The organism is Hyphococcus sp. (assembly GCF_965228385.1).
Classification (GTDB): Bacteria; Pseudomonadota; Alphaproteobacteria; order Caulobacterales; family Parvularculaceae; genus Hyphococcus.
Map to the genome: position 1 here is coordinate 2774982 of NZ_OZ245810.1, position 11407 is coordinate 2786388.

The window sequence follows — 11407 nt, forward strand, 5'->3', positions numbered from 1 at the left end:
GCTTAACCTTTTGATTAAAAAGGATTATAGATGACCGCTCTAATCAGCGACAAAGAGCTGGAGACCCTAAAAACGGCCGCTGAAATGCTGCGCGCGGCGGAAATGCGTCTGCCTGTCCTGCGCACCATAAGCTGGGACCGCAGTCTCGCTGACGCCTTCTTCGAAAGCGGCGAGCGCGAGCCGCCGCAACCGGCGTATAAAAAAATCGATCCGGACCCGTCGCTCGAGCTTGTCTTCCAGGCGCGCGCCCTCATCGACGGCGACAGCGAAGCGCATCAATGGCTGAAACGCTTCGCCGATATTACGGAAGAAACGGCGCTTCTTTTAAGCGTTGTCGGGACATCGATGTTTCACGGCCATTCGCGCGCGCTTTACGGCGGGCCCACGTCGCCGATTGCCGACGGCAAATCGACGGCGCTTGATCTGGCGTTGCGCCTCGACCAGTTGCTGACCGATTTTGACGCGCCTGCGCACAAGCTCGAACCGCCGCTGTCCTTGAGCGCGGAAAATCTCAAAGCCCGGCTCGATCGCGCATTACCCGATCATTTCGGGAAAGCGGCGCCGCGTGTAGACGTGACGCAGAACGTCTCAGCGAAGGCGGCTGCAGGCCGCGACTATATCAAATTGCGCCAGGACGCTCTTTTTTCAGAAGCCGACGAAGTCCAGCTCTTGCAGCATGAAGCGCTCGTGCACATCGCCACCGGCATGAACGGCGCGGCGCAGCCGCATTTTCCCGTTCTCGGCGAAGCGTTCCCCGGCAATGCGCGCACGCAGGAAGGGCTGGCCGTGTTCGCGGAATTTATTTCCGGCTCGCTTGATCCGCGCCGCTTCAAACGGCTCGCCGACCGCGTCATCGCCATCGATATGTCGGCGAATGGCGCGGACTTTCTGGAGCTTTATCAGTTCTTCCGTGAACAGAGCGAATTTGATGCGCCTTTCGAGGCGTTTGAAAGCGCGCGCCGGGTGGTGCGCGGCGGCCTGGTGAACGGCGGCGGCCCATGCACGAAAGATTCAATTTATCTGCAGGGCCTGCTTGAAGTGCATAACTACCTGCGCGCCGCCATCCGCACGGGCGATGCGGCGTTTATCCGGCTCTTGTTTGTTGGTAAAATTGATCTTGAGGATTTGAATGCAATGCGGTTTCTGCGCGACGCCGGCCTGCTGGCGGAGCCCGAATACATGCCGCCATGGGCGAAGGATTTACGCTATTTGCTGTCTTATCTCGCCTATTCTACGTTTTTGAACGAGATCGATCTGAAGTCCGTCTCCGCGCGCTATGACGCGCTTTTCTCCGAGTAAGCGGCGCGAACCTGTTCGGTCAAATCTTTAGCGCCGCTTTTTGCGCCGGTTTCATCGTAGACTTCATCAACTACATAAACCGGCCGGCGCTTCACTTCCATAAACAAGCGCGCAATATATTCGCCAAGCACGCCGATCGAAATCAACTGAACGCTTCCGAAAAACAAGATCAGCACGACAAGCGAGGCATAGCCGGGCACGTCGACGCCGGTGATGAGCGTTCGCATGACAATAAAGGCGGCGTAAAGGAAGGACAAAAACGCGATGGCGACGCCCGCATAACTCCAGATGCGCAAGGGCGCGCTTGAGAAACTGACGATGCCGTCCAGGGCGAAGTTCCACAATTTCCAGAAGCTGAATTTGCTGCCCCCGGACGTTCGTTCCGGGCGCACATAAGGAACCCCGGCGGTCGAAAATCCCGCCCAGGCGAACAAGCCCTTCATAAAGCGCGAGCGTTCCGGCAATGCATTGATCACCCTCACCACGCGGCGATCCATCAATCGAAAATCGCCTGCATCCTCGGGGAGCTTTAATTTTGAAAGGCGGTTGAACAGGCGGTAAAATCCGTTTGCGGATATCCGCTTCGCCGCCGTGTCGCTGGTGCGGTCGGCGCGCGCGCCATAGACAACGTCGTAGCCCTCACGCCATTTTTCAACAAAATCGAGGATCAATTCCGGCGGATCCTGCAGATCGACATCCATGACGACCGCCGCGTCGCCCCGCGCATGATCGAGCCCGGCGGAGAGCGCGGCTTCCTTGCCGAAATTACGGGACAGCGCGATGACGCGAATAGTCTTCGACGCTCCCGCTAATGCGGCGAGCGTTTCGCGCGTCGCATCGGTGGAGCCGTCATCGATAAAAATAATTTCGTGCCGAAAGTCTGCATGGTTCAGCGCCGCGCAAATGGCGTCGGCGAAAGTGTTTACGGACGCCGCTTCGTTATAGCAGGGCGCAATAATAGAGATCAGCGGATTGTCCGGCCGCGTGCGTGAAGGCGGTTTTGATGTTTGCCGTATAGCAGTCATAACACGGCCCAAAATGAGCGTGAGGCGTTAACAATTAAGAAACGCGTAACCATGTTTTTGAATGCTATCACAAATCCTTCAGGTTAGCAGACCGACGATTTCCTTGACCTCTTTCACGATCGGATCGGCGACGGCGGCGGCGCGCGCTGCGCCTTTTTCAAGAATGCCTTGCAGATACGCCGGATCAGCTTCAAGCCGGCGCAATTCCTCGCCAATCGGGGCGATTTTATCGACCACAAGGTCGGCCAGCGCCGGCTTGAAAACGCCAAAGCCCTGCCCGCCGATTTCAGCAAGAACCTCCGGGGGCGACTTGCCTGAAAGCGCGGCGTAAATGCCAACGAGGTTCGCCGCTTCCGGCCGCCCCTCAAGTCCGGCCGGTTCCGACGGCAAGGGCTCCGGATCGGATTTGGCTTTCTTGACTTTCCTCGCAATGGCGTCCGCATCATCGGAAAGAAATATACACGAATTTTCAGACGCATCGGACTTCGACATTTTCGCCGCGCCGTCGCGCAACGACATGATGCGCGCACCGGCCTCGCCGAACTGGCCTTTGATCAACGGCTCGGGCAGCGGAAAAAAGTCCGGCGCCGAATAGTCGTGATTAAACTTCGCGGCGATATCGCGCGACAGCTCGAGATGCTGCTTCTGGTCGTCGCCCACCGGCACATGCGTCGCCTTGTAAACGAGAATATCCGCCGCCTGAAGAACCGGGTAGGTATAAAGACCGACAGACGCCCGTTCGGAATTCTTGCCCGCCTTGTCCTTGAACTGGGTCATCCGGTCGAGCCAGCCAAGCCGGGCGATACAATTGAAAATCCAGGCGAGTTCCGCATGGGCGCGCACGCCCGACTGATGAAAGATCGCCGCGTTGTCAGGATCAACGCCTGAGGCGATATATGAGGCCGCAATATGAAACGTCTGTGCGCGCAGCCGGGCCGGATCCTGCCATACGGTGATAGCGTGCATGTCAACAACACAGAAATAGCATTCATATTGATGCTGCAACTCTGCAAATTTTCTGATCGCGCCAAGGTAATTTCCCAGATGCATCCCGCCGGAAGGCTGGATGCCGGATAAAACGCGCGTCGGACCTTTATAATCGCTCATGATACTGCTCATCGTGTATTTTGCCGCGCTCAGGAAGCGCCAGGCGGCCGCTTGTAGTCCGCAAGTCGCGCGGCGCCAAGCGCATAGGCGAAAACCGCGTATAGCACTGCGCCCGCGCCGGATAACAATATGACGGCAATCCATTCACGGCCCCACACATAGCGCGCGGCGCCTTCGGTGTGCGGGAGCGTCCAGAAAAGAAACGCCGACATGCCCGCCGTCGCGATCATGACGCGCAAAATCCTGGCGGCGAGCCGGCCGCCGGGCAGAAATCGTTTTTGCCGGTATAGCTTTTGCGCCAGCAGCAACACTTGCGTCCAGGCGGCGATCACCGTCGCCGCGGCTACGGCGATAAAACCCATGAATGGAAACAGCGCCAGCGCCAGCACCGTATTGATGGCGATTGAAACAAGCGCATAATTCATCGGCGTTCGGGTGTCCTCGCGCGCAAAAAACGCCGGAAGAAAAATTTTCTGCCAGATAAACGCAGGCAAGCCGAGCCCAAATACCGCGAGCGCCATTCCCGTCTGGCGCACATCTTCCGCTGTGAAGGCGGATCCGCGGACCCCGAATACGCTGAGCGCATCCCCGGCGATCCCGCGAAAGAGCGCATCGCATATCGGTTCCGCCATGATGATGAAAGCCGCCGCCGCCGGCAGACTCAATACCGCTGAAAGTTCCAGCGACCGGTTGAGCGCGCGCGCGGCGCCTTTCTCATCGCCCGCTTTTACGCGTTCGGAAAGCATAGGCAAAAGGATGACCCCAAGCGCGATGCCGATAATCGCGAGGGGAAGCTGATAGAGTTGATCGGCGTTCATCAGCCACGACACGGCGCCCGGTTCCTGGCTTGCGATGTTTGTCCCGATAATCAGATTGATCTGCACCGCGCCTGCGCTGATGAAGCCCGGCGCCCCAAGCGCAAAAAGCCGCTTCATGGCGGGCGTCAGCCGGGGCATGCGCAACCGCAACAAAAACCCCTGACGCCAGGCGCCGTAAAACAGAATGGCGAGTTGCACCAGCCCGCCTGCGAATACGCCCCATGACGCCGCCTTTCCCGTGACCTCCACATCCGCATTCGCATAAAGCAGGATCGCCGTAATCAGACACACATTCAGCGCCAGCGGCGCGCCGGCGGAAGCGGCGAACCGGCCAAGCGAGTTGAGAACGCCGCTCAACAGCCCCACCAGCGACATCATCATCAGATAGGGAAACATGATCCGCGAATATAATGTGGTGAGCGCAAATTTTTCAGGATCGTCTTCAAAACCGGACGCAATAAGATAAACGAACAGCGGCGCGGCCAATTCCACCAGCGCCGTCAACAAAGTCAGTATAAAGACAAGGCTCGCAAGCACTTCTTCGGCGAATATCTTGGCCGCCGCCTCTCCCTCGTCGACCTTGCGCCCCTGAAACATCGGAATAAACGCCGCATGAAAGGCGCCCTCAGCGAACAGACGGCGAAACATGTTCGGCAGGCGAAAGGCCGCCCAGAATGCATCAGCGACCGGATTGCCGCCCGCGCCGATGACGCCGGCCATGAAAATCTGACGCACAAAGCCGAAAACACGGCTCAACATGGTTAAGCCGCTAACAGTCGCCAGCGATTTGAAAAGATTCCCGCTCATCTGTCAGCTTATGATACGCCCACTTTTTGTTCGAATGAGGGCTTAACGCCGTTCACCGTTACGAACCAGCCGAAAGCACGCTTAACAAGGTCTTTTCAATGCGTTTCAGGGCGGCGGCGTCCGATAATTTACGCCCGGCGTCATTATGCAGATAAAAGGCGTCCACCGCCCGCTCGCCATAGGTGGCGACATGGGCTGACGTTATTGTCGCGCCTTCATCAGCCAGCGCCGCCGTCAGCTCGTAAAGCAGCCCCGGCCGGTCGAGCCCTTCGGCTTCCACCACCATGGCGTCCTTTGAGGCGTCCAGTTCAATTCTGACATGCGGCTCAACGGTGAAAATTTCCCTTCTGTCGCCAAGCCGGCGGCGTAATTTCGGCGGCGATTTGGGTTTCACGGAAGCGGCCGACAAAAGCGCCTGATGCAGCCGGCGGGATTGTTCCGTATCCTCGAGCGGCGCGCCGTCCGGCGATTGAATTATGAAAACATCAATAGCCTTACCGTCATTGGTGGTCAGCGCCTGCACCGTTCTGACGCTCATGCCCGTCGCCGCCACGGCGCCGGCCAGATCGGAAAGCAACCCGGACCGGTCATCAGTATAGACGATGGCTTCTAGATCGCCTTCCCGAGGCGTCACGACCACAGCGGCGTTCGCTGCATCATGTTCCGCCGCCCGCGCAAGTTTTGCAAACCGGACAATGATATCGGGATTGATCGATCGCAAAATCGAATCATCCAGGCGGTTGAGAAAGGCTTCTTTCTCTTTTTTGCTCCAATTGGCGAGCCGGGTTTCCGCTTCCCGCTTGACGCTTTTTGCGCGTTCTTTGAGTTTTTGTTCTAACGCATCGTCTCCAAAGTCGAGACACAGGGCCGCGAGATCATAGAGCTCCGTTATGCGACGGCGTGTAATCTCATCCCACGATTGAATGCCCACAACCTTCAAGTGGCAAACGGATAAAACCAGCATCAGATCCAGTTTTTCGCGCGAGCCGACAGCTTTTGCGAATGCCGAAATGGCGTGACTTTCGGTCAGATCACGGCGCTCAGCGGTTCTCACCAGCAGAAGATGGCGCGCCGCCGCCCAGCCTGCGGCCGACGCCTGCCCATCATCCAGCCCAAGCCTCTTGGCGACGCGCGTGACCAGCTTCTCGCAGCCCGACACTGATTTTTCCTTTAACGACCAGGACGCCTCATGCATGAGCACGCCCAGATAGTAGGTCAGAATATTGTCCGTCCTCTGAACAATCTGCGTTGCGATTGGATGTTCGGTGGCCAGTTTGCCTTTTCGGATCTGATGCAACAGTCCGACGCAACGGAACACATGCTCGTCAAGCGTAAACCGGCGATACAATCCGTAATCGATTCGGCCCACAATTGAGCCGAAAGACGGAATATATTTCCCCAGCAAACCGGTTTCTTCCATAATGCGCAGCACGCGCACCGGGTCGACGGATTCGCACAAGATACCGGTGAAAAGTTTGGCGACTTCCGGATCGCGCCGGATCTCGCGCGTTACATTTGGCGTCTGCTCTGAAACGACAGCCAGCGCATCAGGATGAAAATCAAATTTGGGCTGCCTGCCGAATGCGCGAAACAAACGAAATAAATCCCTCGGATTTTTACGCGCTCGCGCCGCGCTTTCAAAATCGAGCCGCCCGTTGTTCAGCCGCAAATTCGGTTTGCCGGACGCTTCGTCCTGTTGCAGCGATCGCGGCAATAATCGGGGCAGCCTCGGCAGGCGCTTCGTCCGCTCTTCCTCCAAACGCGCACACAGAATGCGGGTAAGCCGGCCAATTTCCACCGCATTGACGAAATAATGTTTCATCAGGCGTTCGGCGGCGGTCATGTTTTTTCTGTCAGCGTAGCCGAGCCTTTTGGCGACTTCAGGCTGCACGTCGAATGTCAGCTTTTCATCCGCACGCCCGCGAAAATCATGGAGATGCGCCCGCACGGACCATAAAAATCGTTCGCATTTGGCGAGCGCGCGGCGTTCGGTTGCATTCATGATGCGATCGATAGCCTTGCTTTTGCCGATGTCGTCGCCATAGGCGTATTTATAGAGCCATCGAATTGTCTGCAGATCGCGCAGGCCGCCCTTCGCCTCTTTAATATCCGGCTCGACCAGATAACGCGTTTCAAACATCTCCGCCTGGCGTTCGTTTTGTTCTTCCAGTTTCGCGGCGACGAATTCCGGAACGGTGCGTTTGCGCAGCTTGTTAAAGGCGGCGGCGAATTCATCATATAGCGCTGCGGAACCGCACAGGAGCCGCATATCAAGATATGCGGTTCGCGCGACGATATCGCCTTTTGCGAATTTGACGGCGCTGTCGGGGGAATGCGCCGAATATCCAAGTTTCATTCCTGAATCCCATAACGGGTAGAGAATGTCATTCAACTTGTCTGTCAGCTCTTCAGCATGCTGCTCATGATGGAGGAACAAAAGATCGACGTCCGAATAGGGCGCCAGTTCAGCCCGGCCGAAGCCGCCGACCGCGCAGATCGCGATTTCATCTTTGACGTTTTCACCAACATGCCTGAACAGCGTGACGATCATCTCCTCAACGCCTTTCGACAATCGCGCCGCGATGCGGTCCCCGCGCACGACGTCGCGCATGGTCTGGCGGCGCAGCTGTGTGATCGCGTTTTTCAACACCTTGCCGGTCGCACCGTGATCCTGGCCGGCGCGTTCCGCCTCAATGGCAGCGCGGAGCGCATCGTCAAGGGATTTGCGAGAGAGATATGAGAGCTCGCCCGAAGAGGCTGTCTTGCTGGTCACTAGGACGATTTACCGCCGCCTAAGCACTGATGATGAATCGAATCTTCCAATCATCGCGCGCTGCGCAGGCAAATTCAACAGTCTGAAAAAGTCTTAACCAGCCGCCCGGGCAATACGGCGAAGCATGATGGCGGCGCCTGCATGGCCGTATTCAGCCGCTTGCGCGCACCATTTTTTCGCTTTCTGCACGCCTTCGCCGCCTGTTTCGACAGCGTTCATTTCACATAACCGGAATGCGGCTTCGCGCGTTTTCGGAAATTTTTCCGCGCGGCCAGAAGCGACAACGACCAACCATTTTTCAGCCAGGTCCCGGGAGCGCACCACGCCTTCGCCGCTTTCGTAGCGGTTGGCGAGACGCCATGCCGTTACCGGATCGCCATTTTCCGCCAGCGCTTTCTCGATCAGGACAATATCTTCAACGCTTGGCGCATGATGTTCATCGGCGCGGCGCATGTTTTCAAGTTTGATCAAAGAGACATAATCGCCAGCGAGGGCTGCGGTCTTTAACAAGGCAACGCCCGACGCAGTGCTGTTCTTCGCTGCGCCGGGGAGCTTGTTGGAGACAAGAAGGTGACCGAGATAACGCTGCGCCTTTACATCGCCTGCAGCCGCGACAGGCTGCAGCATGCGCCACGCGTTTTCGTAATCGCCAGCACGGAAAGCGGCGATTGCATCATCGCGTTGCAGGGCGGTCTGCGGCGGCTCTGCACTCGCGGCGCTTAAAAAAATAGCGCCGCCAAGCGCGAGCGTCATGAATTTTTTCAACAGGCCAATTGTCACAAAACTGTCGTCTTTTCAGGTGTTTAGGCGATCCTTTGCGCCCTCATAGACGATCCAAAATGGATTTCAACCGATAAATTGCCTCAAGGGCTTCACGCGGCGCCATGGAGTCCGGATCGAGCGCATTCAGTGCGCTGATCAATTCTTCATCGGTCGAGGTTTCAGGCGTTTGCGCTGGCGGCGCCCCAGCGAAAAGCGGCAAGTCCGTCAGACCACCGGTCTCTTTGCGGCGTTCCTCCAGCATGGCGAGAACGGCTTCAGCGCGCGCAAGCGCTGTTTCGGGAAGTCCCGCAAGTCGCGCCACGGCGACGCCGTAAGATCGATCCGCCGGGCCTGCGCCGACTTCATGCAGAAATACAACCGCGCCCTTATATTCGCGCACTTGCATTGAGACATTCGTAAGCCGGGAGAGTTTCTCCGCGAGCGCCGTCAGCTCGTGATAATGCGTGGCGAATAACCCGCGGCAGCGGTTCACGTCATGCAGATGCTCCACAGCCGCCCAGGCGATGGCCATCCCGTCGAAAGTCGAGGTGCCGCGGCCAATTTCATCCAGCACCACAAGGGACCGCGCGCTGGCCTGATTGAGGATCGCGGCCGTTTCCACCATTTCCACCATAAAAGTGGAGCGCCCGCCCGCCAGGTCGTCAGAAGCGCCAACCCTTGAAAAAACCCGGTCAACGACGCCCATATGCGCGGCGCTGGCGGGAACATAAAGCCCTGATTGCGCCAGGATTGCGATCAGCGCGTTCTGGCGCAGGAATGTAGATTTCCCTGCCATGTTGGGACCGGTCACGAGCCAGAGCTGCGCGCCGTTATCATCGTCTCCGAGATGACAGTCATTGGCGATGAACGGTTCCGATCCGGCCCGCTCGACCACCGGGTGACGCCCGCCGCTGATATCGAATGCAAGGCTGTCGTCAACGAGGGGCCTTACAAATTGCCGGTCGCGCGCCAGCACAGCGCCGCTGATCGAAACGTCAATTTCCGCAAGCGCTGACGCGACGGCTGAAATCGCATCGCGCCGGGACAACACAAAGCCGCGAAGATCTTCAAACAGCGCAAGTTCACGCGCTAGCGCTTCATCCCGGGCGCGGGCGATTTTGGCGTCAAGTTCAGCAAGCTCGGTCGTCGTAAAACGCACTGCGCTCGCCAGTGTCTGACGGTGAATAAAGGTTTCGTTCAACGGCGGCGCCGTCAATTTATCGCCGTGCGCGGCGGTCGTTTCCACGAAATAGCCAAGGACGTTATTATGGCGAACTTTGAGCGCTTTAAGACCGGTCAAATCACGATATCGGGTTTCAAGTCCGGCGATTATCCGTTTGGATTCATCGCGCAGCATACGGACGGAATCGAGGCCGGGATCGTAACCCTTAGCAATAAAGCCCCCGTCTCTCGCCAGCATCGGCAGATTGTCGCCAATTGCTTCTTTCAATCTTTGAATGAGCGCGGAAAAGCCTTCGCCGTCTTTGTCTTCAAGCGCGCTCACGGCGCCGGCGAGGGCGACAGGCGCCGGGCTCGCGCCGAAAGACTCAACCAAGAGATTGGCGATTTTTCGCGCCATCATAAGTGCGTCTCGCAAAGCGCCAAGATCTCTCGGCCCGCCGCGTTCCATTCCCAGGCGAGATAACGCCCGGGCCGCATCGGGCGTTTCTTTCAGGTCGGCGCGCACGTCATCACAAAGCGCCGTTTCGTTTTGAAAAAACGCAATGGCGTCATGCCGGTTCCTGATAGCCGCGGAATCGGTCAACGGCGCCGACAGGCGCGCCGCCAGAAGGCGGGCGCCCGGACCGGTCACAGTGTTGTCGACAGACCAGAGCAACGATCCTTTTCGCGCGCCTGCCTGCGTGCTCAGTATCTCCAGCGAAATGCGCGTCGCCGCATCTATGGCCATAACCTCGCTGGCGGCGGCGCGGCGCGGCGGATTCAGCGCCGGAATACGCCCCGCCTGGGTGAGCGACACATAATTCAATAGCGCCCCGAGCGCGCCGCATTCTGCACGCGTAAAATCGCCGAAGCCGTCAAGCGAGGCGACGGCGTAGACTTCCAGAACACGGCGCTGCCCTGCGGCGGAGTCAAAATATTGCGGCGCCTGCGGCGTGACCGAAACGCCGTTCAACTGCATTGCGAGCGTTTCTTTCCAGGGATGCTCGTCCGGCAGTTCCGGCGCAATCAATTCCTTGGGCGATATGGCGACAATGTCTGCGCCGATGCGCTTCTTGTTTGTCTCGCATACGGCGATCTCACCGGTGGATACATCGACCCAGGCCAGGGCTGCTTCTTCGCCGCCGCGCAACAAGGCCAGCGCCGCCAGAAAATTATTTGACCGTGCGTCGAGAAGCGAATCCTCAACAACAGTGCCGGGCGTGACCGTGCGGATGATATCGCGCGCCACAACAGATTTTGAGCCGCGTTTTTTTGCTTCCTCGGGGCTTTCCATCTGCTCGCAGATAGCCACGTTGAAACCCGCGCGAATTAGTTTCGCAAGATAGGATTCATAGGCATGGAACGGAACGCCGCACATCGGGATGTCTTCGCCGTCATGCTGGCCGCGCTTTGTCAGCGCAATATCAAGCACGCTGGCGGCCTTTACGGCGTCTTCAAAAAATAATTCATAAAAATCGCCCATGCGATAAAACAGCAGCGCGTTTTCCGCCCGCTCTTTTATAGACAAATACTGCGCCATCATCGGCGTTGGCTGCGACTTGGAAGTCGACGCGATTTTTTTTGTTTGCTTGGGCAATCCCGATCCCCGAAACTCAACAGTTGACGAACATCCGCGCGGCTAAAAAACTTTTTTC

At 57.7% G+C, this 11407-nt stretch carries 7 protein-coding genes; 1 reads left to right on the top strand and 6 read right to left on the bottom strand.

What is annotated here, in order from left to right:
- Positions 1-30 precede the first annotated feature (30 nt).
- Positions 31-1299 (top strand): flavohemoglobin expression-modulating QEGLA motif protein, encoded by a 1269-nt coding sequence (locus tag ACQK2Q_RS12955; RefSeq protein WP_425410158.1) that lies wholly within the window; start codon positions 31-33, stop codon positions 1297-1299.
- Here the strand turns inward: ACQK2Q_RS12955 and ACQK2Q_RS12960 are convergent.
- The 6 genes from ACQK2Q_RS12960 to mutS all read right to left on the bottom strand — a co-directional run bounded on the left by ACQK2Q_RS12960 (position 1275) and on the right by mutS (position 11349).
- On the bottom strand, positions 1275-2324 hold the full coding sequence (locus tag ACQK2Q_RS12960; RefSeq protein ID WP_425410159.1) for a glycosyltransferase family 2 protein: 1050 nt from the start codon (positions 2322-2324) through the stop codon (positions 1275-1277). The two genes, ACQK2Q_RS12955 and ACQK2Q_RS12960, sit on opposite strands and share 25 nt — an antisense overlap.
- A 78-nt stretch (positions 2325-2402) precedes the next feature.
- Positions 2403-3431 (bottom strand): tryptophan--tRNA ligase, encoded by a 1029-nt coding sequence (gene trpS, locus ACQK2Q_RS12965; RefSeq protein WP_425410160.1) that lies wholly within the window; start codon positions 3429-3431, stop codon positions 2403-2405.
- Between the two features lie 29 nt (positions 3432-3460).
- Positions 3461-5056: a murein biosynthesis integral membrane protein MurJ gene (gene murJ / locus ACQK2Q_RS12970; protein WP_425410161.1), complete on the bottom strand. Its 1596-nt coding sequence runs from the start codon at positions 5054-5056 to the stop codon at positions 3461-3463.
- A 58-nt stretch (positions 5057-5114) separates the two neighbouring features.
- On the bottom strand, positions 5115-7829 hold the full coding sequence (glnD, locus tag ACQK2Q_RS12975; protein ID WP_425410162.1) for a [protein-PII] uridylyltransferase: 2715 nt from the start codon (positions 7827-7829) through the stop codon (positions 5115-5117).
- Between the two features lie 93 nt (positions 7830-7922).
- The gene (locus ACQK2Q_RS12980) at positions 7923-8609 is read right to left on the bottom strand and encodes a hypothetical protein (protein WP_425410163.1); all 687 of its coding nucleotides are present in this window, start codon (positions 8607-8609) and stop codon (positions 7923-7925) included.
- Positions 8610-8652: 43 nt separating this feature from the next.
- Entirely contained in the window at positions 8653-11349 is a 2697-nt protein-coding gene (gene mutS / locus ACQK2Q_RS12985; protein WP_425410164.1) for a DNA mismatch repair protein MutS, read from the bottom strand.
- Positions 11350-11407: the final 58 nt, after the last annotated feature.